The following is a 24,045-nucleotide window of genomic DNA, read 5'->3' as shown; positions in this document are numbered from 1 at the left end:
TCGGGCGTTCGGCGGGGATGCCCTTCAGAGGAGGCGGTGGGCGGCGGAGGCTGAAAAGAAGACTCAACATGGCACAGGCCAAAACGATGCTCGACCGGTTCAATTACGATGGCGTCCGCCTGCTGCCGGGCCGGTTCGAGGCGCAGACGGCGCGGGCTCGGGACGTCTACTTTTCCGTGCCGGACGACGATATCCTGAAGGGCTTCCGGCAGCGGGCCGGGCTGCCCGCGCCCGGCGTGGGCATGCGGGGATGGTGCGTCGAGACCAGCGCCTGCATCTTCGGCCAGCTCCTGAGCGGCATGGCCCGGATGAGCCGTGCCACCGGCGACATCGCGCTCCGGAGCAAAGCGCTCGCGCTGTTCGACGGGTGGAGGCGGACAATCGGGCCGGGCGGGGACGCCGGCATGCGATTGTACGACTGGGAGAAATTGGTCTGCGGGCTGGTGGACCTGGCGGCATACGCCGGTTGCCGCGAGGCGCTGCCGGTGCTCGAGCAGACGATGGCGTGGGCCGTGCGGACGTTCGACCGGTCGCGGCCGTCCGCCGGCAACTTCGATTTTCAAGGCGGCGGACCGACACACACCATCGAGTGGTATACGCTGCCCGAGAATCTCTACCGGGCGTACCTGCTCGGCGGCAACCCCGAGTTCAAGGCGTTCGCCGGCGTCTGGTTGTACGAGGACTACTGGAGCCGGTTTGCGGAGACCGCGGATCTCGTTGAGGTGGTGCCCGTGCACGCGTACAGCCACGTCAACTCGTTCAGCAGCGCCGCGATGGCCTATGCCGTCACCGGCGACCGCCGGTACCTGGCCGTCTGCGCGAACGCGTACGATTTTCTTCAGCGGACCCAATGCTACGCGACGGGCGGCTATGGACCGGACGAGCGGTTGATGCCCCCGGACGGGGCGCTCGGACGGTCGCTCGAATTGTACGCGGGCCACGCCGAGATCCCGTGCGGGTCGTGGGCGGCGTTCAAGTTGTCGCGCTACCTGATCGAATTCACCGGCGAGGCGCGCTTCGGCGATTGGATCGAGACGCTGCTCTACAACGGGATCGGCGCCGCGCTCCCCACGGAGCCGGACGGGCGAACTTTCTACTACGGCGACTACCGTCTCTCGAGCGGAATCAAACAGTACTACTGGCACGAGTGGCCGTGCTGTTCCGGGACGTACTTGCAGACGGTCGCCGACTATCACAACGTCATCTATTTCAAGAATCCGTCCGGCCTGTTCGTCAATCTCTTCGTCCCGTCGGAGGTGACGTGGCAGCACGGCGGAGAGCGGGTGACGGTTCGCCAGGAGACGGAGTATCCGGAGGCCGGGACGACGACCCTCGCGTTTGAGATGGAGTGTCCGGTCCGGATGACGCTGGCCTTCAGGGTACCGCGCTGGTCAACCGGCGTTCGGGCCGGCGTCAACGGGTCGGCGGTCGCAGTGGACGCCGAGCCCGGCACCTGGGCGCGGATCGACCGCGAGTGGAGCCCGGGAGACCGGGTAACGGTGACGATCCCGCTTCGGCTGCGGACCTCGCCGGTCGACCGTCGGCATCCGAACCGCGCCGCGATCCTCTGGGGGCCGATCGTGTTGGCCCAGGACGAAGCGTGCTGCCGGCGGCCGTTCGTCCTGGAGGGCGGTGCCGACCCGGCGGACCGGCTCGTTCAGGTGGGGCCGGCGCGCTTTCGAATTCTGGACACGGCGCCGGAGCGTCATACGCGCTTCCTGCAGCCCTTCTATACGTTTCCGGCGTTCTGGCCCTACTGGGTGTACTTCGACCTGGACGCGGCTCCGCTGTACTGAACGGGGTCGAAGCCTACGCGATCCGGGCCGCCTGAGGCTCCGCCGCCGATCCGGCGGCGCCGTCGCGACCCGCGGGAGCCCGCTGCTGCTCCCATGGATCGGCGTCCCACTCCGCCATGCGGCGCTCGAACCGCGCGGCCAGCGTCGCGACGTTCTGTTCGACGGCGCGCTGCGCGCCCTGGAACGCGTGATGCGCGTCGACGGCCAGCTTGTCGGCTTCGGCCTGCAGCAGCGCGAGCCACGCGGTGGCCTTCTGCTTGGCGCTGGCGACGATGACGTCGGCGTCCCCCTGAGCCTTCTGTGTAATCTCCGACGCGTTCTTCCGGCTGACGCGGACGTTCTCGGCGGCGGCGGCCTCGGCGCGTGCGATGATGTCCTGCGCCTCGGCCTGCGCGTTCCGGACGAGATCCTCCGCGGTCTTCTGGGCCGTGAGCAGCGTGCGGGCGAACAACGCCTCGTGCTCACGATAGTCGATGCCGCGCGGACCGGCGGCGCCGTGCGCCGTCGGCGCGGGTGCCCGCCGAGAGACCGGCCCGGCCGGCGCCGCGGCCGCCGGTTCCGCCTGCGTGTCGGGCACGTCCGCCGGCTGCTGCCCGCGCCCGTCGAGAGGGGCGCGCATCGCGCGCAGGACCACGCCGCGCATCGGCGTCAAGAACAGGCCGGCCAGCGTGATGACGACTCCCGCGAATGCCACGCTGAAGCCAAGCGAATCAAAGAGTCCACTCATCGCGTCTCCCCCTCACACATGCTCAGCCCGGACGCGAGAGCAGGGTGGTCGGATCGGGCCGCATGAACTCGAAGGTCGTGCCGGTCAGACGGGTGAAGGCGTCCCGCTTCAGGTCTTCGAGCAGACGGTCCATGCTGTCTTCAAGTTGGGACGCGTTGAGGAACAGGTAGGGCGCGCGGCCGCCGGTCGACGACTCCGCGGCCGGCGCCGGCTGCGCCGTCACGATGACGCTGCGCACGGGCACGCCGGGCGCGACTTTCTCGAAGTCCGCCCCTGCCTGCTGCAGCGTGCGAAGGTCCTCGTCGCCCGGCGCGTTCTCCCGAAGGCGGAACAGCAGCACCGCGTCTCTGAAGTAGGCGGCGCCGTCGACGCGGCTGTTCGGCGCGTCGGACAAGACGACGGCGTCGCAGTTCCGCCGGCGCAGCGAGGATTCCACCGCGTCCCGTATCCACCGCGTGCTCTTGATGAACTCTTCGCCCTGCGGGCTCAGACTGTACAGCACGTCCTGGGTCTCTTCGCTGAGCGGCCGGCGGCAGTGCGGGCAGCGGAGCGACAACTGCATTGCCGCCTGCACCTCCGCCGCGTCCTTGCCGACCCCGACGATCTGGCCGCTCTCGCGGCACATCAGCACGAAGCTGCGGTCGATCAGGCCTTCGGTCGAGAGTCCCTCCAGCTGTGAGGGATCGAACGCGCGCACGCCGTTAGTGCCAAGCTTGGACCGCAGCAGCGACGGGCGGCCGAGGATCGTCTGCGCGCCCTGCAGGGCGAACAGCGCCTGCGACGATGCGAGCGGCCGCGGCGGAGATCCGGCCGGCTCCTGCGAGCCCGCCTGCACGAGACCGAGGGCACGCGCCCACTCCTCGCGGAACCGGGGCTGACGGACGCGGCCGTTGTCGGCGGCGAGATGTCCGGCCAGACTGGTGTCGCCGCTGCCTTTCGAGTCGAGCGCGAGTTTTGCCGCGGTGCGGCCGCGGTTCGCCTCCTCCGGCGTCCGGCCGACGGCGACCACCGTGACCGTGATTCCGCTGTCGGCGCCGGGCCGTTCGCACACCAGAATGCGCGCCGTGCGATCGGTCGCCGGGACGAGCACGTCGACGGTCCGGGCGCCCGCCGGGGGTTCGTCGGCGTGGCCCTCGGGAGTCGCGTTCGGAAGATACCGCCGCAGGAGGTCGAGCGCATCCCGCTGCAGGCTGTGGTACCCTTGCTCGGCCAGCATCGACGCGATGCGCCGGGCCCGGCCGGCGCCGTCGGCGGAGAACTTATACTCGAAAGAGTCGAACTCCATCGGGGCTCTTCGCCGCTCCCTTCCGGGACCTTCTGGGCATCCGTCCTTGTACGTCATGCCCATTTGCGGCCCCGGGAAGACAATCGCAGGGTCCCGCCGCGGTCTCAGAGAAAGGCCACGGAGAACGCGATGGGGATTGCACAGGAATCTTCCACGAGGGGCCCGCACGGCGGCGGGACCGTCGGCGATCCCCGGACTGCCCTCCGGCTCAACAACACGCTCCAGTTTCTCTCGAACGGCGCCTGGTACGTCGCGATCCCGTTCTTCCCCCTCTACCTCGTCTCGCAGGGCGCGTCCACGGGCGTCGTGGGCACGGTCGTCGGACTCGCCGGAATCGTGCCGCTCGCCGTTTCCATCCACGCCGGCGCGCTGGTCGACGAGCGGGGACCGGTCGGCGTCTACGGCGCCTCGGTGGTGCTGTTCGGCGCCGGCGGCATCATCCTCGCCACCCTGCGCGGCATTCCGGCCGCGGGGGTCGGGTACGGGCTGATGACGATCGCCAACATCGGATTTGCCGTCGCGGCCCAGGCCATCGTCGCCGCGGCGAGTACGGACGACACCCGGATCCGCAACTACGGATACTACTCGCTCTGGAACTCCGCGGGCGCCGTGGTGGGGCCCATCGCCGGCGGGTTCATCGCGGCGCGATTCGGCTATCGGGGCGCCTTCTCCGGGCTGTGGATCCTGATGCTGCCGTGCCTGGTGGCCGTGGCCGGGCTGCGCGGGGTGCCGGCGCCGACGCGGCATGCCGTGCCGCTGGCGGCGGCGCACCGCCTCGTCGGGACGATTCTCCGCGAGCGGGGCGTCGGCGCGGTGCTGTTCGTCTCGGGGATGATGGTCTGCGCGCAGCAGCTGCAGAACACGTTCTATCCTCTCTACCTGCATCAGATCGGCATGGCGGCGCCGCTGATCGGGATCCTCGTGGCGGCGGTCAGCACCGCGACCATGGCCGTCCGCTCGCTGCTCTCGGCCGGCGTGGCGATCCTCGGCAGCGGCCGGGCGCTGCTGATCTCGATGCTCGTCGCGGCCGCCGGGTTTGTGCTCGCGCCGCTGACGCACACCTTCTGGGCGCTCATCGGCGTCTCCATTCTCATGGGCTCGAGCGTGGGCTTCACGCAGCCCCTCACCATGAGCCTCCTCGTGGAATGCGTGACCGCGGAGTTTTGGGGCGTGGCGCTCGGGATCCGGCAGAGCGTGCAGCGCGTGTCGACGATCGTGAGCCCGCTGATCTTCGGCGCGGTCAGCACCGCGCAGCGCCTGGAGCCGGCGTTCTACGCCGGCGCGGTGATTTTCCTCGGCGCCGCCGGCATCATGACCCGCTTCGCGGACGAGATGGGCCGTCCGCGGGACGCCTGACGCCTACCCCGACTTCGCGGGGCGGCGCGGCCGTGGTTGCGCGGGGCGGGGCGGCCCCGCCGGCACGTGCTCGCCGTCCCCCGGAATCGCCACGCGGGGCGTGAGGCCGGCCCGTTCGAGCGCCGCGGCCAGATCGGCCCGGCGCACGACGCAGTGGTTGATCGACTCCATGTGCACCGCGACGATGCGCGTGGACGGCGCCGCGCGCGCGACCGCCGCGACGTCCTCCGCCGTCATCGTGATCGGGCCGCCTTCGAGGAACTGCGCCCCGCCGGCGTTCAGGACCGTGACCGCGGGATCGTACTCGCGCAGCGCCTCCTCGACGTCGGCGCACCAGATCGTGTCGCCGGCGATGTAGAGGACCGGCTCGTCCGCGGCCCCGTCTGGCGCAGGACCTCCGGCCGCGTCTGGGCCTGCGGCGCGGGCCAAAGATGCGCCTCCTGCCCGCAGCACGAAACCCGATACGGGCGCGAGGCGCCGGGCCAGCTCGCCGCTGCCGTGCTGTCCTCCGGTGCGGTGGATCGCGATCCCGTCCCAGTGCGCGACGCCGCGCACCGGCCGTGCCTCGGTGAAGCCGGCGTCGCGGAATTTCGCCTCGTCCTCCGGCTGACAGAAGAGCGGCAGCGCCTTCGGCAGCGCCGCCGCGGCCGCGTCGTCCCAGTGATCGCGGTGCGTGTGCGTGACCAGCACGGCGTCCACGCCGGCGACGACGTCGCCGGCCGGCACCGGCAGCGGCACGAGCGGGTTCGGACGCGGGTTGGGCGAGTTCGCGATGGGCGGCGCGGTGCCGGCGTCGGCCAGCATCGGGTCGACGAGCAGGCGCCGTCCGTGGAAGGTGAGGAGCAGCGTCGCGTGCCGGATCAATCGGATCTCCATGAACGACCTCCCGATCGGCTGACGGGACCGGCGATGCGGAGGACTTGGGCGGCCCCGGCAGAACGTCCTCTCATGACCAGCGCCCTCGAGACCTACCTCAGCCGCACGGCCGAATCCCGGCGCCTTCACGAGCGGGCGCGCCGCGTCATGCCGGGCGGCGACACCCGGACCTCCGCCTATTGGGCGCCCTACCCGGTGTTCGTGGAGCGCGGCGAAGGATGCCGCCTCTGGGACGCGGACGGCCACCCGTACGTGGACTTCGTCAACAACTACACGTCGCTCATTCTCGGCCACGCGCATCCCGCGGTGCTCGAGGCCGTGACCCGCGAACTGGCGCGCGGCACCGCCTACGCCGCGCCGCTGGTCCCGCAGATCGCGCTGGCCGAGATGCTGGTGGAGCGTGTGCCCTCGCTCGAGACGGTGCGCTTCTGCAACTCGGGCACCGAGGCCACGCTGTTCGCGCTGCGGGCGGCCCGCGCACTCACCGGCCGGCCGCGGTTCATCAAGATCGAAGGCGGCTTCCACGGCACCCACGACGCGGTCGAGGTGAGCGTCTCGCCCGACCTCGCGTCGGCGGGACCGGCGGGCGATCCGCGTCCGGTCCCGGATTCCGCCGGCCTGCCGCCGCACGTGGCCGACGACGTGGTGATCGTGCCCTTCAACGACGTCGCCGCGGCCGAGCGCGCGTTTGCGCGGCATCCCGGCGAGATCGGCGCGCTGATCGTGGAACCCGTTCCCGGCGGGCTGAGCTACATTCCGCCGGCCCCGGGCTACCTCGCCGGGCTGCGCGAGGTCACGCGCAAGAACGGGGCGCTCCTGATCTTCGACGAGATCCAGACGCTGCGGCTCAGCCGCGGCGGCGCGCAGGAACTCTTCCGGGTCACGCCCGATCTCACGGCGATGGGCAAGATCATCGGCGGCGGATTTCCCGTCGGCGCCTTCGGCGGACGCCGCGACGTGATGGATCTGTTCGACCCGAACCGGCCCGGCCATCTCCATCACTCCGGGACCTTCAACGGCAACCGGGCGACGATGGTCGCGGGGCAGGCGGTCTTGAAAATCCTCGACCAGCCGCAGATCGACCGGCTCAACGCGCTCGGCGACCGCCTGCGGGCCGGCCTCTCTGAGACGGTGCGCGCGTCGGGGATTCGCGCGCAGGTCACCGGGGTCGGCTCGTTCTCCAGCGTGCTGCTGACCGACAAGCCGGTCACGGACTACCGGTCGAAGGCCGCGATCCCGGCGGCGCTGCAGTCGCTGCTGCACCTGCACCTCTTGAACCGTGGCGTGTACTCGATGTCGCGGGGCGCTTTCAGCCTCTGCGCGCCGATGACCGACGCCGAGATTGAGGCGTGCGCCGGCGCGGTCGGGGACGCGCTGCGCGAGATGCGGCCGGACGTCGAGCGGCAGGCGCCCCACCTGCTCGCGTAGGATGCGCCGCCGCCCGGACGTGCATGCGGTGGCGGCGGACGAGGGCGGCGAATTCGTCGCGCGTCATCGGCTCGGGGCGCCCGCCCCGGCGGACGCTGATGTCGCGGAACATTTCCTCGAGCCCGGGCGGCGAGATGATCCAGATGAGGTGCAGGTCGGCGCGGCTCGTGTTGTCCACGCCGTGCCAGACGCCGCGGCGCACGAAGACGGTGCTGCGCGTTCGGACGGGCACCCGCCGGCCGTCGAAGACGGCCGTTCCGCGCCCGGCGTGTACGAAGAGGACCTCGTCCTGATGCTCGTGCAGGTGCACCGGAATCGAGGCTCCCGGACCGAGGCGTTGGTGGCCCACGGCGAGGAGCGGCGATCCGGCACGCCGCCGGTCCACCTTGATCGTCACGTTGCCGCTGCGCGACGGCGGCCGCAGCCGCAGCGCCTCACCCTCCCGCGGACCCAGCACCAGCCACCGTGGTTTCACGGCATATCCTCCCGGCCTCCCGCGCCCGCCGACTTTGCGGCGGGCCACCGTGTAAGTGAAGACCGCGGGACGCGCCGGATCACGAAACGGAGGCGCGCCTCATGGCCGCACAGTCCAAGTATCTGTTCGTCGTGATGATGGACGTCGCGCCCGAGGTCGAAGCGGCGTTTAACGAGGTTTACGACGAAGAGCACATCCCGGCCCTGCTCAAAGTGCCGGGCGTACGCAGCGCTGCGCGGTACCGCACGAACACGGAGGGCGTGCCCAAGTATGCCGCCGTCTACGAGATGGACCGGCCGGACATCCCGGACGGCGAGGCCTTCAACGCGGCCGCGGACAGCGGCACGTGGCCGCACAAGATCCGCCCGCACACCTTCAACCGGAAGCGCGTGATGTACGAACGGATAGGCGATCCGGGCCGCGCGCGGTAGCGCGGCCGCGACGCCACACCGAGGGGGACGGAACGGTGCCGAGACCCGTGATCGGCCTGGATATCGAGACCGTCGGCCAGGACTGGGAGACGCTGTCGCCGCGCGTGCAGACGTATCTCAGCGAGGCTCCGAAGGGCGAGCCCGACGTCGACGCCGCCAAGGAGAAGCTGTCGCTCCACGCCGCGACCGGCCGCATCGTCGCGATCGGGCTGTGGAATCTGGACACCGCCCGCGGCCGCGTCCTGGTCGATGGGGACGGCTCCGGCTGGGCCGCGTTCGGCGAGGACGCGGAGGTCTTCCGCGGGCCCGAGGCGGCGCTCGTCGGCGAGTTCTGGAACGCGATCGCGAAGGACTCGCCCCTCGTCGTCACCTTCAACGGCCGGGCGTTCGACGCGCCCTACCTGATGCTGCGCTCCGCGATCCTCGGCGTCCCGCCGTCGCGCAACCTCATGGGCCCGCGCTACCGGTTGAGCAGCCACTGCGATCTGTACGACGTGCTGACGTTTTGGAACGCGAGCCGGATGCGGGGCGGCCTCGAATTCTGGTGCTGCCAGTTCGGCCTTCCGTCGTCGAAGGACGGCATGCGCGGCGCCGACGTGGGCGGCATGTACCGCGAAGGCCGGTTCGACGAGATCGCGCGCTACTGTCTCGACGACGCCCGCGTGACGGCGCTGCTCTACGAGCGGCTCCGGCCGGTGATCGCGGTGCTCGATACCGGAACGACGCTGTGATCGGGGCGGCCTAGCCGACCTCGATCATCGTTTTCAGCACGCCTTCCTGGTACGCGTTCTGGAACCGGAAGGCGTCCGGCACGCGGTCGAGCGCGAACGTGTGCGTCATGATCGGGTCGAACTTGACGCGGCCGGCCCGGACCATCTGAATCGCGCGCGGATAGACGTGGCCCATCCGCTTCTGCCATTTGATCGTCAAGGCCTTGCCGCGCACCGCCGAGGCGGCGAGGCTGAAGCGGTCGCCGTCGGGGATGCCCACGAGGACGATGCGGCCGCCGACCCGCGCGCAGGCCACGGCGGTCTCCGGCCCGGTCGGCGAGTTGGTCGCCTCCAACACCACGTCGGCGCCCCGGCCGCCGGTCCAGCGGTCCACCGCCGCGGCGTCCGTCGACGCCTCGTCGGCGCCGGCGCGCTTCGCGGCGTCCACGCGATAGGCGATCGGATCGACGACCCAGACGTGCCCCGCGCCGGCCTCCCGTGCCACTTGGATCAGCAATTGTCCGATCGGTCCCGCGCCGATCACCGCGACATTTTCCATCGGCCGGAGGCGCGCGAGGTCGAGCGTAAAGATCGCCACGCCGAGCGGCTCGAGCATCGCCGTGGTTGCCGCGTCGAAATCCTTCGGCACGGCGAACAGTGCCTCCGGCGGCGCGGTGTGGAACTCGGCGAGGCCGCCCGCCAGCCCGGGTGAGCCCGCGAACATCACGTCGGGGCACAGGTTTTGGTGGCCGTGAAGACACCATTCGCACCGGCCGCAGGGCCGCGCCGGGTCGACCGCCACCAGCGTGCCGCGCGGCAGGCCGTGAGCCGCCCCCCGATCGTCCGCCACCTCGGCCGAGAACTCGTGGCCGAGGATCGTCGGCGATGTGATGGTCGCCGTGCCGACGCTGCCCTCGCGATAATAATGAAGGTCGCTGCCGCACACGCCCACCGTCCGGACGCGGAGCAGCAGCTCGCCGTCCTTCGGCTCCGGCCGCGGGACCGTCGCCACGCGGATGTCCCGGGCTTGGTGGATGAGCGCGGCGCGCATTTCCGCCATGGACACCTCCTCGTTGCGCGTGCTGAGCGCTGCGACGTCCGCCCTTCTCGCCGCGCGCGGGGCCTTCCTGTCCGCGACGGCTGTGGAGGCCGCCCGCGCCGCGTCATCGAACCGGACCACCATGGCGAGACTGCCCTACGTCGACGATCCGACTCCGCGAAGAGGATGCCGGCCGGCCCCACCGGGATGGGCGTCCCAGCCGGCCGAGGCCGAGGTGGCGGCGGCTTTCGGCGAAGTCCGGCGCCTCGGCCGGCCGCTGCTCAACCTCTACCGCGTCCTGGCCAACCAGCCGCCGGCCCTCCGGGCGTTCCTCGGCATGTCGCGCTACATCCGCGACGACAGCACGCTTCCCGCGCCGCTCCGCGAACTGACGATTCTTGCGACCGCGCACGCGCTCGGCGTCCGATACGAGCAGGTGCATCACATGGACATCGCCCGGCGCGCGGGCGTGCCGGACACCAAACTGGCCGCGTTCCCGGCGTGGCAGGGGAGTGCCGCCTTCGACGCGGCCGAGCGGGCGGCCATGGCGTACGCGCACGAGATCGCGACCACACGTCGCGCCTCGGACGGCGCCTTCGACGCGCTGCGCGCGCACTTCAGCCCGGCGCAGATCGTCGATCTCACGCTGACGGTCGGCTGGTACCATCTCGTCGGATGCGTGCTCGTGCCGCTCGAGGTGGACGTCGAGGCGTGACGCCAACAAGTCCGGCCCGCCGGTCGAGGCGGCTGCGGCTTCACCACATCCAACGCGACATGCCGCCGGGCGGCGGTCCCCGATTCCCCGGGGTGGACGTCTGGCGCTGGCAGTACTTCGAAGGCGTCCACGTCCCCCGCGGCACCGTGGTGCCGGTCGACGATCCCACCGCGTGGCGGCTGTACCCCGCGCATCGTCTCGTCTACGACAAACTGTTCGTCTGCGCGAGCCAGGGTGTGCCGTACGGACCGCACGGCGAGATGCCCCGGCGCTACCCCGTCTTCAGCAAGCCGATCATGAATCTGCACGGCATGGGCGCCCAGGGGTATGTCGTCCGCTCGGCGGACGATATGAAAGCACACTTTACCCCCGGGCATCTGTGGATGCGGCTGATGCGCGGCCGCCACGTCAGCACCGACATCGCGCTCGCCGGCGGACGGGCGCGCTGGTGGCGGCACACGATCGGCCGGCAGATGGACGGGGGGACCTTCGACTACTGGACGGTCACGGCCGAGCCCCTGCCTGTGCTCGAGCGCTACCTCGGCGCGTGGCTGGACCGCTACCTGCGCGGATTCAGCGGCGTGATCAACATCGAATCGATCGGCGGGGTCATCATCGAGTGCCATCTGCGCATGGCCGAGCAGTGGCTCGACCTGAACGGTCCGGGCTGGCTCGAGGCCGTCGTCGATCTGTACGCGAACGAGCGCTGGCGGTTTCGCGACCACCCCCGGCGCACCGGCTACAGCGTGGCGCTGTTCGCGCCGCACGGCCGGCGGTATACGATCGACCCCGGAGACGTCGAGGCCCTGCGCTTGGTCGACGGCATCTCGAGCATCCAGATCACATTCGACGAATCGATCCCGCTCGATCAGCACGCGATGCCGCCGGGCGGGTTCCGTGTCGCGATCGTCAACTGCTGGGACCTACACGCCGGCCTGCTGGTGCGCTCGGCGCTGCGGAGGTTGTTCCGGCCGAAGGCCGGGCGGCGCGCGGCCACATAACTCGCGCCAAAGAATTATGATAGGGCAAGGTTCGGGACGGGTGACCGGGCCGGCCCAAGGAGGCTCATCGGCATGGCCAAGACGCTTTCCAAGCTGAACCGGCGGTCGGCCGCGGTGACGGAAGGGCCGAACCGCGCCCCGGCGCGCGCGATGCTGCGGGCGACCGGCCTCGACGACGAGGCCCTGCGGAAGCCGCTGATCGGCGTCGCCTCGTCCTGGAACGAGGTCACCCCGTGCAACCTCCACCTCAACGTGCTGGCGCGCCACGTCAAGGACGGCATCCGCGCGGCCGGCGGGACGCCGATCGAGTTCACGACGATCGCGGTCAGCGACGGGATCTCGATGGGCTACGAAGGCATGAAGGCGTCGCTCGTCAGCCGCGATCTGATCGCGGACTCCGTCGAACTCGAGACGCTCGCGGAGGGCTTCGACGGCCTCGTCACCATCGCGGGCTGCGACAAGAGCCTGCCCGGGATGATGATGGCGATGGCGCGCCTCAACGTGCCGTCGGTGTTTCTCTACGGCGGGACGATCATGCCGGGCAAGTTCGAAGGCCGCGACGTGTCCATCGTCGACGTCTTTGAGGCGGTCGGCAAGGTCGCCGCGGGGAGGATGACGCCGGAACAGCTCTACCAGCTCGAGTGCGCCGCGTGTCCGGGGGCGGGATCGTGCGGCGGCATGTACACCGCCAACACGATGGCGTCGTGCTCGGTCGCGCTGGGCCTTGCGCTGCCGGGCAGCGAGTCGATCCCCGCGCTCGATCCGCGCCGCGCCGAGATCTGCCGGCGGAGCGGCGAAGCCGCCATGCACATGCTGCGGGAGGGCATCCGGCCGCGGGACATCCTGACGCGGCAGGCGTTCGAAAACGCGATCTCCTCCGAGGTGGCCACCGGCGGCTCGACCAACGCGGTGCTGCACCTGCTTGCGCTGGCGCAGGAGGCCGGCGTCCCGCTCGCGCTCGGCGACTTCGACGCGATCGCGCGGCGGACGCCCCACATCGCGGACATGCACCCGGGCGGCAAGTACATGATGGTGGATCTCGATCGCGTCGGCGGCATCAGCGTCGTGCTGCGGGAACTGCTCGACGGCGGGCTCCTCCACGGCGGCGCCATGACTGTGACCGGCAAGACGATGGCGGAGAACCTGGCCGGGGTGCAGCGGCCGGCCGGGCAGGACGTCGTTCGCGCCCTTGCCTCCCCGATCGCGCCGCGGGGCACGCTCGCGGTGCTTACCGGGACGCTGGCGCCCGAAGGCGCCGTCATCAAGACGGCCGGCGTGAAGCGGGAGACCTTCCGTGGTCCCGCGCGCGTCTTCGAGCGCGAGGAGGACGCGCTGGAGGCGATCACCACGCGGCGGATCGCCGCCGGCGAGGTACTCGTGATCCGCTACGAGGGGCCGAAGGGCGGACCGGGCATGCGCGAAATGCTGGCCGTGACCGGCGCGCTCGGCGGCGTGGGGCTCGGCGAGGAGGTTGCGCTGATCACCGACGGACGGTTCTCCGGCGGGACCCGGGGGTTTGCGATCGGCCACGTGGCGCCGGAAGCGGCGCACGGCGGCCCGATGGCCGTCGTGCGGGACGGTGACACGATCGTGATCGACCTGCCGCGGCGGCGCCTCGACCTGGACGTGCCGGCCGAGGAGGTCAAGCGGCGGCTCGGGGCCTGGAAGGCGCCGGAACCGCGGTACAAGACCGGCGCGCTCGCCAAATACGCGCGTCTCGTCAGGTCGGCGGCGCAGGGCGCGGTCGTCCTGCCCTAGGTATTGAAAGCCTGTTTCGCCGGGTAAAACCTCAGCAGGTGAACCGGCGATGATGCGACGTCTGACGATCGTCTGCGGACTGGTCACGCTGGCCGTTGTCCTCGTGCTGGCGATGCAGGATCATAGCCTCTTCGGCGCGCGGTCTTCTCATCGCGGCCCAACCCAGGTGACGGCCATCCCGGACCGGCCGGCCGTCTGGCCGCCGGTCAAGCCGGTGCCGCCTACCCCGCCCCTCAAGGGATTGCCGCCGGCACCGCAGCCCCAGCCGCTCCGTCACGCGCCGGTGCAGGCGTCACCCGCGGCGGGATCTGCCGGGACGACGATCAAACAGGTCGCCAACGCGTTGTTGAATCTCCCGAAGATATTAGGCCGGGCGCTGACGCGGCCGTCGGACGATCACTGACGCTCCCCCTGAGGTAGAGAGGCTGTACGAGTCACTCCTTCCCGCCGACCCACGCGGCAGGGAGGGACGCCCCCGTTCGGCACCGCAGAAATAAGCCGTCCTGACACGAAGCAAGGGTTGCGAGCCGCCCGTTGCGCCGCGCTCGATCGGCCGGCGGGCATCGGGGGGGTGCGCAGGATGCCTTCGCGGTCGACCAAGGTTGCGATTGTCACCGGCGCGGGGACCGGCGTCGGGAGGGCCGTGGCGCGCGCGCTTTTAGATGAAGGCTACGCGGTCACGCTGGCCGGCCGCCGCCGGGCGCCGCTCGAGGCGACCGCGCGCGCGTCGAAGGCACCCGCGTCCCGCAGGTTGATCGTCCCGACCGATATCGGCGATCACGCGTCGGTGCGGAGCCTGTTCGCGAAGACGAAGAAGCAGTTCGGGCGGCTCGACCTCCTCTTCAACAACGCCGGGCTCAACGCGCCGGGCATTCCCCTCGAAGACCTCAGCTACGAGCAGTGGACGTCGGTGGTCAACGTGAACCTCACCGGCACCTTCCTGTGCACGCAGGAGGCCTTCCGGATCATGAAGAGCCAGACTCCCCGCGGCGGACGGATCATCAACAACGGGTCGATTTCCGCGCACGCGCCGCGTCCGAACTCGGCGCCCTACACGTCGACGAAGCACGCGGTCACCGGGCTCACGAAGTCGACCGCGCTCGACGGGCGAAAGTACGACATCGCCTGCGGGCAGGTCGACATCGGCAACGCGATCACGCCGATGACCGAGCGCATGGTGCAGGGCGTGACGCAGGCCGACGGCTCGGTGCGGCCCGAGCCACGCATCGATCCGAAGTACGTCGCCGACGCGGTGGTTTACATGGCGGGACTGCCGTTGGACACGAACGTGCTGTTTCTGACCGTGATGGCGACGAAGATGCCGTTCGTCGGACGAGGCTGATCGGTCGGCGGCGTACCGTGAGAGCGGCATCAATCGCGGGGCAGTGCCGGGGAGGGGAGTTGTCGTGGAGAAAGCGCGGGTCCAATCTGCGCCGGGGTCCCTGGGGATTCTCTGGGTCGCCGGATGGCTGTTTACCATCGGGTTTCTGCACCTGGCGTTCTGGAAAGGGGTGCTCGCCATCGTGCTGTGGCCCTACTATCTCGGGGTGACGTTCAGTTCCCTCCCGCACTGACTGAGCGGCGCGGCGTCCAAGGCACGAAGAGCCGCTCGACCGCGTCGGTCCCTTTTTACCGGGCGATCCGCCGCTTACGGTAGGAATCCCGCCGGTGAATCTTGCCGGCGCGAAACTCGAACAGGTCGCAGCCGCGCGACTCGATCCGGGTGCCGTCGGGGCGGGTGGCGAGCATCGTCCATTCCGAGACGCCGCGGTCGCCGGCGACGAAATGCCGGGCGTTCTGGAACCGGATGTCGGGCAGGAGTTCGAGGAGGTCCGCGTACGCTTCCCGGACCTGGGCCGCGCCGGTATAGCGGCGTCCCCATGGGTCCTCGCCGCCGGACGATTCGTACACGCACTCCGTGGTCATCATTTCCATGATCGCATCGAGGTCGTGGCGGCTCCACGCGGCGATGTGGGCCACCAAGAGATCGTGATGCGCGTTGCCCCCGGGCGCCGGGGTCATGCCGTATGCCTCCTGGGGATGCCGTCCCCGAACTCCGGCTGTGCGGCACTATTTAGGTATGCGGCGGGCGCGCCTTGTCCCTCTATGCGGTCGGGCAGGGCGGGTCCCCCTTGCGGGGACTAGCCTGCGGGATGCGCAGGCGTCGCCCGGCGCGGACGCGAAGGGGGACTATCATGGCGGCACCGGCGACGCTCCACCTGTGGACGGGGTGGCCGCATGTGTTGCGCGCCCAGCAGTTCGATCCCCCCGCGCTCGACTGCGTCTTCCGTGAGGCAAAGCTTGCCGAGGAGATCGTCAACAGCGGCGGCAGCAACCTCCTCAAGGGCAAGATCGTCCTCACGCTGTTCTACGAGCCGAGCACGCGCACCCGGCTGTCCTTCGAGTTTGCGACCTACCATCTCGGCGGCCGCGTGCTGTCCTCGGAGGCCGCGCGCGAGTTCTCGTCCGCGGCGAAGGGCGAGTCGATCGAGGACACGATCCGCGTCGTAAGCCGCTACCGGCCGTCCGCGATCGTCATGCGCCACTATGAGGAAGGCGCCGCGGAGCGGGCGGCGGCGGTGGCGGTCGAATCCCAGAAGGGGCGGCCGATCCCCGTGTTCAACGCCGGCGACGGACCGGGGCAGCACCCCACGCAGGCGCTCCTCGACGCCTACACGATCTGGCGCACGCGCGGAACGCTGGACGGCGTCACGATCGCGGTCGCGGGCGATCTCCTGTACGGCCGGACCGCCCGCTCGCTCTGCTACCTGCTGGCCAAATATCCCGGCGTCTCGATCCGGATGATCGCGCCGAAGCCGGTTCAAATGAAGGAAGACCTCCTGGCGTACCTGCGCCGGCACAAGGTGCCGTTCATCCAAACCGAAGATCTCCGCGGCGGCGTGCGCGGGGCGGACGTGCTGTACGTCACGCGCATCCAGAAGGAACGGTTCGGCGAGGCCAACGCGGCGGCGTACGAGCGGATCCGCAACGAATTCGCGGTGACGCCGGAGATCCTCGCAGAACTTCCGCCGCACGCGATCGTGATGCACCCCCTGCCGCGCGTCGAAGGCGAGCACTCGGAGCTGCCGGTCTCGGTCGACGCCGATCCGCGCGTCGTGATCTTCGACCAGACCGAAGCGGGCATGTACGTCCGGATGGCGCTGCTCAAGCTCGCCTGCGCGGCAGACCGCTCGCGCGGCTGGTCCGGGCGCTAACCACCAGGGCTCCACCCGTCGTGCCGTCCGCCACCCTCCGCTGGACCGACTGGTCCACGGATCCCTGGATCATCGCATCACTCGCCGCGTCCTGCGCCGCGTATCTGGCGATCTCGCGGAGGTTCCCCCCGCGAGGGCGGCAGCCGCTCGCGTTTTGGGCCGGAGAGCTGACACTGATCGTGGCGCTGCTGTCGCCGCTCGACGCGGGGGCGGCGTTCCTTTTCACGCTGCACATGCTGCAGCACATGCTGTTGATGCTCGTCGCGGCGGCGCTCTTCGCGCTCGCCACGCCGCCCGGCCTGATCGGGTGGGCCTACGGCCGTCCGGCGGTCCGCCGGGTGCTGCGGGCGATCTGGAGTCCCGCGCCGGCGTTCGTGCTCTTTAATGGCACGCTGCTGGCCTGGCACATCCCCGCCGCGTACGACGCGACGCTGCGGATTCCATGGGTGCACGCCGTCGAGCACGTCAGCTTCCTCGTTACGGGCGTAATTTTTTGGGGCGTGATCGTCTCGCCGGCGCCGGTACTCGTGCGCGCGCCGCTCGGCATGCGCTTTGCGCTGCTCATCGGCGCCGACATCATCAACTTCATCCTCGGGTTCACGCTGACGTTCGCCGGCCACCCCTTCTACGCCGCGTACACGGCTGTGCCGCGCCTATGGGGCCTCTCGGCGCTCGACGACCTGCGTCTCGGCGGCGTGCTGATGTGGGTGATGGGCCAGATGATGTACCTGATCCCGGTGCTCATCCTTTTGAACGTGATCTTGTGGCGGGACACCGGGCGCGGCGGCAGTGTGCGGCCCGCGGCCAGGATGTTATGATGGGGGCCGTCGTGATGACGATCTGGAGGTGCGACGCGTGACTGCACGGCAGGAGCTGGCGGCGACGGCGACGCTGACGGGCGGACAGGCTCTCGTGCGGGGTCTTCGGACGCAGGGCGTCGACGTGGTCTTTGGGCTGCCCGGCGTGCAGATGGACTGGGCGTTCGACGCGCTCTACGAAGCGCGCGACGCGGTCCGGCTCATCCACGCGCGTCACGAGCAGGCGCTCTCGTATATGGCGGACGGCTACGCCCGCGTCACGGGCCGTCCCGGCGTCTGCCTCATGGTGCCCGGGCCGGGACTCTTGAACGCGCTGGCCGGCCTCGCGACGGCGTACTCGTGCTCCTCGCCGGTACTGTGTATCACGGGCCAGATTCCGGCCGCGCAGATCGGCAAGGAGCGTGGCCTCCTTCACGAGATCAAACAGCAGATGAACGCCGCGGACTGCGTGACCAAGTGGACCGGCAGCGCGCTGCGGCCGGACGCCGTCCCGGGCGTCGTGCGCGAGGCATTTCGCCAGCTGCTGAGCGGCCATCAGCGGCCCGTCGCGATCGAGATTCCGCCCGACGTGCTGCGGGAGGCGGCGGAGATGCCGGCCGAGGATGCGCCGGTGTCGCGGACCGTGCCGGCGCCCGATCCCGATGCGGTCGAGCGCGCGGCGCGCCTCCTGGGCGCGGCGCAGCGGCCGCTGATCTTCGCCGGCGGCGGCATCGTCGCCTCGGATGCTACGGACGCGCTCGTCCGGGTCGCGGAGATGCTGGAGGCCCCGGTCCTCGTCTCGTCCAACGGCAAGGGCGCGATCTCGGACCGTCACTATCTCGCCGAGCCGCTCGCGGCGGGGCCGGAACTGGCCCCGTCCGCGGACGCGATCCTGATCGTGGGCACGCGGTTCTACCAGCCGTCGGTGTCCGATTGGGCGCCGCGGGAGCAGCCGTGCGTGCAGATCGACATCGACCCGGACGAGATCGGCCGCAACCGGCCGGCCGCGGTCGGCATCGTCGCGGACGCGTCGGCGGCGCTCACGGCCCTGGCCGAACGGCTCGAGAAGCACAACCGATCCCGCCCGTCGCGCAAGGACGATCTCACGGCGTTCCACCGCCGCATGCGCGAGCGGGTCGATTCGGTGCTGCCCCAGGCGGCCTACGGGAACGCGATTCGCGACGCGCTCCCTGAAGACGGCGTCGTCGTGAGCGAGATGACCCAGGTCGGCTACTGGTCGAACATCGGCTTCCCGGTCTACCGGCCGCGCACGTATCTCACGATGGGCTACCAGGGCGCGCTTGGCGCCGGGTACGGCGTCGCGCTCGGCGCGTACGTCGGCGCGGGCGGCCGCCCCGTCGTCCTGATCAGCGGCGACGGGGGCTTCATGTACCAGGCCCCCGAACTCTCGACCGCGGTCCGCCACGGCTTGAAACCCGTCGCGGTCGTCTTCAACGACGGCGCCTACGGCAACGTCAAGCGGATGCAGAAGGAGCTTTTCGGCGGGCGCTACATCGCGTCCGACCTGCTCAACCCGGACTTCGTCCAGCTGGCCGAGTCGTTCGGCGCGGCGGGCCGCCGCGCGGAGAGCCCGGAACAGCTGCGGGAGGCGGTCGGCTGGGCGCTCCGGCAGCAGGCGCCTGTGGTGATCGAGGTGCCGGTGCCCGCGATGCCGGACATGCGGCCGGTGCTGCGGCCGGGGTATCGCGGCTAGAGCAATCCCGAGCCGGCCGTCGAAGCTTTCCACATGGCCGGCGCCCTCCTCTCGGTCAGTCGCGTCTCCAAGTCCTTCGGTGGCGTGGCGGCTGTTCGCGACGTGTCGCTCGACCTGGTGCGGGGCGAGATCCGGGGGCTGATCGGTCCGAACGGCTCCGGCAAGACCACGCTCCTCAACCTGATCGGCGGTCAGGAACGGCCGGACCGGGGCGACATCCGGCTCGACGGCCGGCCCACCGGCACGCTCGCCCCCGACGCGCTCGCGGCCCGCGGAGTCGCGCGCACGTTCCAGCTCCCGCGGGTGTTCCGCTCGATGACGGTGCTGGAAAACCTGCTGGTCCCGGCCTCGGCGGACCACCGCCGGGCGGACGGACCGGCCGCGCACCGCCGCGCGGAGGATCTCCTGCGCCTCACGCGCCTCGACGGACTGGCCGGCGCCGAGGGGCGGACGCTCTCGGGCGGCCAGGCGATGCTGCTGCAACTCGCCCGCTGCCTCGCGCAGGAGCCGCTCGTCCTGTGCCTGCTCGACGAGCCGTTCGCGGGCGTGCACCCCGCGATCAAGGACGTGATGGTCGAGGCGATCCACGAGATGAACCGCACCCGGGACGTGACGTTTCTCGTGGTCAGCCACGAGATGCCCACGCTCGGGCGGCTCGCCCCGCGCATCTCGGTCATGCACAACGGCGAGCGCATCGCCGACGGGCCGCTCGACGAGGTGGCCGGTGACCCGCGGGTCATCGAAGCGTACCTCGGGACGGCCGGCGCGGGCCTCGCCGGGCAGATGCGATGAACGCGGCCGATCCCCGCGGACACACCGTCCGGGCCCACGCCGGCGCCGCGCTGCGCGTCGAGCAGGTCGTCGCCGGGTACCAGCCGGAGATCAACATTCTCGACGGCGTCACGCTCGCCGCCGCGCCGGGCCGGATCACGGCCGTCATCGGGGCCAACGGAGCCGGCAAGTCGACCCTGCTGCGCGTCGTGTTCGGGCTGCTGCCGGCGCGCGCCGGCCGCGTGTTGCTCGACGGGCGGGATCTCGCCGGCCTCAGGCCCGACGTCCGCAAGCGGCTGGGAATCGGCTACGTCCCCCAGGGCGGCAGCACCTTTCCGCAGATGACGGTGGACGAAACCCTCCGGCTCGGCGGATGGACGCTGCGCCGGCACCCGGCCGCGCTGCGCGAACGGCTCGCCCGCGCGTACGAGCTGTTCCCCGCGCTCGTGCCGCTGCGCCGCCGGCGGGCGGCGGAGTTGAGCGGCGGGCAGCTGCGGCTGCTTTCCGTGGCCAAAGAGCTTGTCGTGATGCCGTCGCTCCTGCTCGTCGACGAGCCGACGGCGGGACTGGCGCCGCGTGTGGCCGGGGAGGTCTACGCGCTCCTCGAGCACAGCCGGACGTTGGGGATCACGGTGCTGCTCGTCGACCAGAACATCGTCGAGGCGGTGCGCGTCGCCGACGACGTCTACTTGTTCGGGATGGGCCGGGTCCAGCGCGAGGGGCCCCGGGCGTCGTTCGCGGCGGACCTGGTCGGCATCGTCCGCTCGGCGCTCGTCGGCGCGGAAGAGGGAAGGCAGACAGACCAACCGGACGGAGGTGGGGCGCAATGAAGCGCGTTGTGCTGCTCGTCATCGCGGCGGCGCTCGCCGCGGCGGTCGCCGGTCAGGTGCGCGACGCCGGGCGGGCGGCGCCGGCGCCGATCACGCTCGGGGTGCTGACGCCGCTGTCGCCCCCCGGCGACGCGTCCGCGGGCCAGCTGATCTCGCGCGGCGCCGACCTGGGCGCAGCCTACATCAACGGCGTGATGGGCGGCGTGTTCGGACCCAAGACGTCGTGCGGCCTGCCGGCGACGCCGGTGCGCCTCGCGGTCGAAGACGACGCCGGCACCCCGGAGAAGGCCGTCGCCGGCTTCCGGCGGCTCGCCACGGAGGACCACGCGGTGGGCGTGTGGGGCCAGTTCCACAGTTCCGCGATGCTTGCGGCCGCCCCGCTCGCGGACGAGCTCGGCGTGCCGTTCATCTCGACGGCGGCGTCCACCGCGGACATCACCGGGAAGCACTTCGCCGCGGTGTTTCGCACGCACCCGATCGATCCCGACCGCGCCCGCGCGTGGCTGGGGTTCATTCAGGCGCAGGGCTGGCGCAAGGTCGCGATGCTGGCAGAGAACACCGACTACGGCATCGGTCTCATCGAGGCGACCAAGTCGGAGATCGCCGCGCGCAAGCTCCCGATCACGCTCGACGGCGTGCTCTTCGACCGCACCTCCGCGGATTTGACCCCGCAGCTCCTCAAGTTCAAGGCCGAGCGCCCGGACATCGTGCTGAACGTGGGCGTGGGGACGCCGGCGTATCTCATCGCGAAGCAGGCGCACGACGTCGGCCTCTTCCCGCAGACGGCGATGCTGGGCTCGTACGACTTCCCGGTGCGCCCGGAATTCTGGAAGAACCTCGGCCCGGCCGGCAACTACATGCTGTTCATCTCGTACTACCATCCGCGGATGGCGCTCTCGCCCCTCGGCAAGTGGGCGGCCGTCGAGTACGCGAAGCGGTACCACGACACCGCGATCTACGCAAACCTGAACTCGTTCGGCGACGCGATCATCCTCGCCGAGGCGATGAACCAGGCGTGCAGCGCCGATCCGAAGCGCATCATCGCGCAGCTCGAGCGGGGCCGGTTCGACACGTGGATCGGCAGCGGCGTCACCTTCCCGCGGGCCGCGGGGCTGGCCTGGCACCAGTGGTCGCCGCCGCTGCTGATTCTTCAGTACACGAAGGTGGATGAGACGTACGATCAGGCGCAGATTCTCTTTCCGTCGACGATGAAGACGGGCGCATACACGCCGGGCCGGTAGGGCCGGCCGCCGGCGCGGCGGTGGATTCCACCCTCCTCACGCAGTACGTGCTCGCGGGGCTCGTCATCGGGGTCATCTACTGCCTGATGGCGGTGGGGATCACCTTCATCTACAGCGTCGTCCGGATGATCAACTGGGCGATGGGCGAGTTCTACATGATCGGCGGATACGTTCAGTACGTGCTGCTCGAGTCCTGGCTCGGCCCGCACCGCTGGTACCTCGCGGTACCGCTCGCCGCGGTCACGGTCGCCCTCCTCGGGATGGCCGTGCAGCGGGTGCTGCTGCGGCCGATGTTCACCGGCACGCTCGAGCGGCTCGACGAGTACGCGACGATCGTGACGATCGCGCTGACGGTCCTCTTCCGCAACCTCGCGATCGTGCTCTTCGGTCCGTACCAGTTCTCGCCCCGGGACTACGCGGCCCCGGTCCAGCTCGGCCCCCTGCCGCTCAACGGCAGCCGGTTCGTCGCCTTTCTCGGCGCGGTCGTGCTCCTCGGCTTCTTCGCGGTCGTCGTTCGCCGCACGTGGTTCGGCCTGGCGCTTCGCGGCGTGGCGCAGAACCGCCTCGGCGCCGTCGCGGCGGGCGTCGACCTCGGGCGCATGGACATGCTGGCGTTCGGGATCGGGGTCGGCCTGGCCGGGGCGGCCGGGGCGCTGCTCGCGCCGGTGTTTCTCGTCTATCCGGAGAGCGGCGCCCTCAGCACCGTCAAAGGCTTCGAGATCATCGTGATCGGCGGGCTTGGCTCGCTGCCGGGCAGCATCGCCGGCGGCCTGCTGCTGGGCCTCGTGGAGAGTCTCGGCTCCGTGCTGCTGTCGCCGTCGTTCCGGGACGTCTACGGGTTCGGCGCCCTGCTGCTGATCCTCATGCTGCGCCCGACCGGGCTCTGGGGCGAGCGGGCGCGCGAGGCGTGACCGCAACGCGTAGAGCGCTCGGCGCAACCGGCCTCGGGGCCGCGGCGCTGCTGCCCCTCGCGCTCGGCGCCTACCACGTGCACGTGCTCACGGTGGCGCTGTACTATGTCGTGCTCGCGTCCTCGTGGAATCTGCTGGCCGGCTACACCGGCCTATTCTCGCTCGCGCATCACGTCTTCGCCGGCATCGGCGCCTACACGTCGGCGCTGCTCGTGCTGCGCGCCGGCCTGCCGATTCCGGCTGGTGTGGCCGCGGGCGGCGCGCTCGCCTGCGCGGTCGGGTTCGCGCTCGGGAGCGTGACGCTGCGCCTGCGGACCCTCTACCTGGCGCTCGCGACGTGGGCCTTCGCCGAATCGACGCGCGTGGCGGTGTCGATGGAATACGGGCTCACGCGCGGCGATCTCGGCCTCGCGGTGCCGAAGCTCTTTCCGGGCGCCGGGCCGGCGCCGTACTACGAGGTCTTCCTCGCCTGCGCGGTTGCCGCGACGGCCGGTCTCGCGTGGCTGCTGCGCTCGCGGATCGGCTATCGCCTCCGGGCGATCCGCGACGACGAGGGCGCGGCGCGGGCCGCCGGAGTCAACACCGTGCGCTGGAAGCGCTTCGCCTTTGCCGTCGCAAGCGGCGCCGCCGGCGCCATCGGCGCGCTTTACGGCCACTACATCGGCCTTCTGAGCCCCGCGGCGATGAAGTTCGACGAGATGGCGCTCATCATCATCATGGTGATCCTGGGGGGCCAACGGACGATCGCCGGGCCGGTCCTCGGCGCGCTGACGGTCGAGGTGATGTCCGAGGCGCTGCGCGCGTACGGCCAGATCCGCATGGTGATCTTCGCGCTCGTCGTGCTCGCGGTGATGCGGCTGTATCCGCCGGGCCTGATCGGTTTTGTCCGCGCGGCGGCGCAGCTGGCGCGACGCAGGCGCCCTGACGAGGTCCGTACGGCGGCCTAGCGGCCGTGACCAGTGGTCGTAC

At 70.7% G+C, this 24,045-nt stretch carries 25 protein-coding genes; 19 read left to right on the top strand and 6 right to left on the bottom strand.

The window, feature by feature from the left end:
- The first annotated feature begins 68 nt into the window (after window positions 1-68).
- Window positions 69-1,796, top strand: coding sequence for a beta-L-arabinofuranosidase domain-containing protein (locus tag VKT83_02035; GenBank protein ID HLY21222.1), 1,728 nt, complete (start codon window positions 69-71; stop codon window positions 1,794-1,796).
- Between the two features lie 13 nt (window positions 1,797-1,809).
- Here VKT83_02035 and VKT83_02030 read toward each other — a convergent pair whose 3' ends face one another.
- Entirely contained in the window at window positions 1,810-2,523 is a 714-nt protein-coding gene (locus VKT83_02030) for a hypothetical protein (GenBank protein HLY21221.1), read from the bottom strand.
- Window positions 2,524-2,545: 22 nt separating this feature from the next.
- Window positions 2,546-3,808, bottom strand: a complete 1,263-nt coding sequence (locus VKT83_02025) for a hypothetical protein (protein HLY21220.1) — start codon at window positions 3,806-3,808, stop codon at window positions 2,546-2,548.
- 129 nt (window positions 3,809-3,937) lie between these two features.
- Here VKT83_02025 and VKT83_02020 point away from each other — a divergent pair, with 129 nt between their 5' ends.
- Window positions 3,938-5,164, top strand: coding sequence for an MFS transporter (locus VKT83_02020; protein ID HLY21219.1), 1,227 nt, complete (start codon window positions 3,938-3,940; stop codon window positions 5,162-5,164).
- A 3-nt stretch (window positions 5,165-5,167) separates the two neighbouring features.
- Here the strand turns inward: VKT83_02020 and VKT83_02015 are convergent, their stop codons facing one another.
- The gene (locus tag VKT83_02015) at window positions 5,168-6,040 is read right to left on the bottom strand and encodes an MBL fold metallo-hydrolase (protein ID HLY21218.1); all 873 of its coding nucleotides are present in this window, start codon (window positions 6,038-6,040) and stop codon (window positions 5,168-5,170) included.
- A gap of 72 nt (window positions 6,041-6,112) precedes the next feature.
- Between VKT83_02015 and VKT83_02010 the strand changes: the two genes are divergently transcribed.
- Complete coding sequence (locus tag VKT83_02010; GenBank protein ID HLY21217.1) at window positions 6,113-7,468, top strand: aspartate aminotransferase family protein; 1,356 nt, start codon at window positions 6,113-6,115, stop codon at window positions 7,466-7,468.
- On the opposite strand, the gene VKT83_02005 is transcribed toward VKT83_02010, so the two are convergent.
- Window positions 7,350-7,943, bottom strand: a complete 594-nt coding sequence (locus VKT83_02005) for a cupin domain-containing protein (protein HLY21216.1) — start codon at window positions 7,941-7,943, stop codon at window positions 7,350-7,352. The two genes, VKT83_02010 and VKT83_02005, sit on opposite strands and share 119 nt — an antisense overlap.
- Window positions 7,944-8,044: 101 nt before the next feature.
- On the opposite strand from VKT83_02005, the gene VKT83_02000 reads away from it, so the two are divergent.
- Both VKT83_02000 and VKT83_01995 read left to right on the top strand, forming a co-directional pair.
- Window positions 8,045-8,374, top strand: a complete 330-nt coding sequence (locus tag VKT83_02000; GenBank protein ID HLY21215.1) for a hypothetical protein — start codon at window positions 8,045-8,047, stop codon at window positions 8,372-8,374.
- A gap of 35 nt (window positions 8,375-8,409) precedes the next feature.
- Window positions 8,410-9,105, top strand: a complete 696-nt coding sequence (locus VKT83_01995) for a ribonuclease H-like domain-containing protein (protein ID HLY21214.1) — start codon at window positions 8,410-8,412, stop codon at window positions 9,103-9,105.
- Window positions 9,106-9,115: 10 nt separating this feature from the next.
- On the opposite strand, the gene VKT83_01990 is transcribed toward VKT83_01995, so the two are convergent.
- Window positions 9,116-10,144, bottom strand: coding sequence for an alcohol dehydrogenase catalytic domain-containing protein (locus tag VKT83_01990; GenBank protein ID HLY21213.1), 1,029 nt, complete (start codon window positions 10,142-10,144; stop codon window positions 9,116-9,118).
- A gap of 214 nt (window positions 10,145-10,358) precedes the next feature.
- Here VKT83_01990 and VKT83_01985 point away from each other — a divergent pair, with 214 nt between their 5' ends.
- The 6 genes from VKT83_01985 to VKT83_01960 all read left to right on the top strand — a co-directional run bounded on the left by VKT83_01985 (window position 10,359) and on the right by VKT83_01960 (window position 15,171).
- Window positions 10,359-10,838 (top strand): carboxymuconolactone decarboxylase family protein, encoded by a 480-nt coding sequence (locus tag VKT83_01985; GenBank protein ID HLY21212.1) that lies wholly within the window; start codon window positions 10,359-10,361, stop codon window positions 10,836-10,838.
- A complete protein-coding gene (locus VKT83_01980) occupies window positions 10,835-11,839 on the top strand; it encodes a hypothetical protein (protein ID HLY21211.1) in 1,005 nt (334 codons plus the stop codon). Before VKT83_01985 ends, VKT83_01980 begins: the two co-directional genes overlap by 4 nt.
- A 72-nt stretch (window positions 11,840-11,911) precedes the next feature.
- Window positions 11,912-13,597, top strand: coding sequence for a dihydroxy-acid dehydratase (ilvD, locus tag VKT83_01975; protein HLY21210.1), 1,686 nt, complete (start codon window positions 11,912-11,914; stop codon window positions 13,595-13,597).
- Between the two features lie 49 nt (window positions 13,598-13,646).
- Window positions 13,647-14,000 carry a hypothetical protein gene (locus tag VKT83_01970; GenBank protein ID HLY21209.1) on the top strand — a complete coding sequence of 118 codons (354 nt, stop codon included), beginning with the start codon at window positions 13,647-13,649 and terminating at the stop codon, window positions 13,998-14,000.
- A 177-nt stretch (window positions 14,001-14,177) separates the two neighbouring features.
- Window positions 14,178-14,939: an SDR family oxidoreductase gene (locus VKT83_01965; GenBank protein ID HLY21208.1), complete on the top strand. Its 762-nt coding sequence runs from the start codon at window positions 14,178-14,180 to the stop codon at window positions 14,937-14,939.
- Between the two features lie 64 nt (window positions 14,940-15,003).
- On the top strand, window positions 15,004-15,171 hold the full coding sequence (locus VKT83_01960; GenBank protein HLY21207.1) for a hypothetical protein: 168 nt from the start codon (window positions 15,004-15,006) through the stop codon (window positions 15,169-15,171).
- Between the two features lie 55 nt (window positions 15,172-15,226).
- Here VKT83_01960 and VKT83_01955 read toward each other — a convergent pair whose 3' ends face one another.
- Window positions 15,227-15,619, bottom strand: a complete 393-nt coding sequence (locus tag VKT83_01955) for a nuclear transport factor 2 family protein (GenBank protein ID HLY21206.1) — start codon at window positions 15,617-15,619, stop codon at window positions 15,227-15,229.
- 173 nt (window positions 15,620-15,792) lie between these two features.
- On the opposite strand from VKT83_01955, the gene pyrB reads away from it, so the two are divergent.
- From pyrB to VKT83_01915, 8 genes are read left to right on the top strand one after another with little or no spacing between them, the layout of a single operon-like run.
- Window positions 15,793-16,812, top strand: a complete 1,020-nt coding sequence (gene pyrB / locus VKT83_01950; GenBank protein HLY21205.1) for an aspartate carbamoyltransferase — start codon at window positions 15,793-15,795, stop codon at window positions 16,810-16,812.
- 20 nt (window positions 16,813-16,832) lie between these two features.
- Window positions 16,833-17,630 (top strand): cytochrome c oxidase assembly protein, encoded by a 798-nt coding sequence (locus tag VKT83_01945; protein ID HLY21204.1) that lies wholly within the window; start codon window positions 16,833-16,835, stop codon window positions 17,628-17,630.
- A gap of 37 nt (window positions 17,631-17,667) precedes the next feature.
- Window positions 17,668-19,323, top strand: coding sequence for a thiamine pyrophosphate-binding protein (locus VKT83_01940; protein ID HLY21203.1), 1,656 nt, complete (start codon window positions 17,668-17,670; stop codon window positions 19,321-19,323).
- A 33-nt stretch (window positions 19,324-19,356) separates the two neighbouring features.
- Window positions 19,357-20,115, top strand: coding sequence for an ABC transporter ATP-binding protein (locus tag VKT83_01935; protein HLY21202.1), 759 nt, complete (start codon window positions 19,357-19,359; stop codon window positions 20,113-20,115).
- Entirely contained in the window at window positions 20,112-20,924 is an 813-nt protein-coding gene (locus VKT83_01930; GenBank protein HLY21201.1) for an ATP-binding cassette domain-containing protein, read from the top strand. The genes VKT83_01935 and VKT83_01930 overlap by 4 nt, the downstream gene beginning before the upstream one ends.
- Entirely contained in the window at window positions 20,921-22,165 is a 1,245-nt protein-coding gene (locus VKT83_01925) for an ABC transporter substrate-binding protein (protein ID HLY21200.1), read from the top strand. The genes VKT83_01930 and VKT83_01925 overlap by 4 nt, the downstream gene beginning before the upstream one ends.
- A 20-nt stretch (window positions 22,166-22,185) precedes the next feature.
- On the top strand, window positions 22,186-23,076 hold the full coding sequence (locus VKT83_01920) for a branched-chain amino acid ABC transporter permease (GenBank protein HLY21199.1): 891 nt from the start codon (window positions 22,186-22,188) through the stop codon (window positions 23,074-23,076).
- A complete protein-coding gene (locus tag VKT83_01915) occupies window positions 23,073-24,023 on the top strand; it encodes a branched-chain amino acid ABC transporter permease (GenBank protein HLY21198.1) in 951 nt (316 codons plus the stop codon). Before VKT83_01920 ends, VKT83_01915 begins: the two co-directional genes overlap by 4 nt.
- The last annotated feature ends 22 nt before the right edge of the window (window positions 24,024-24,045 follow it).

The organism is bacterium, assembly GCA_035308905.1.
GTDB lineage: Bacteria > Sysuimicrobiota > Sysuimicrobiia > Sysuimicrobiales > Segetimicrobiaceae > DASSJF01.
Note: the sequence above shows the minus strand (reverse complement) of the source record. Positions and strands in the feature narration are given on the sequence as shown.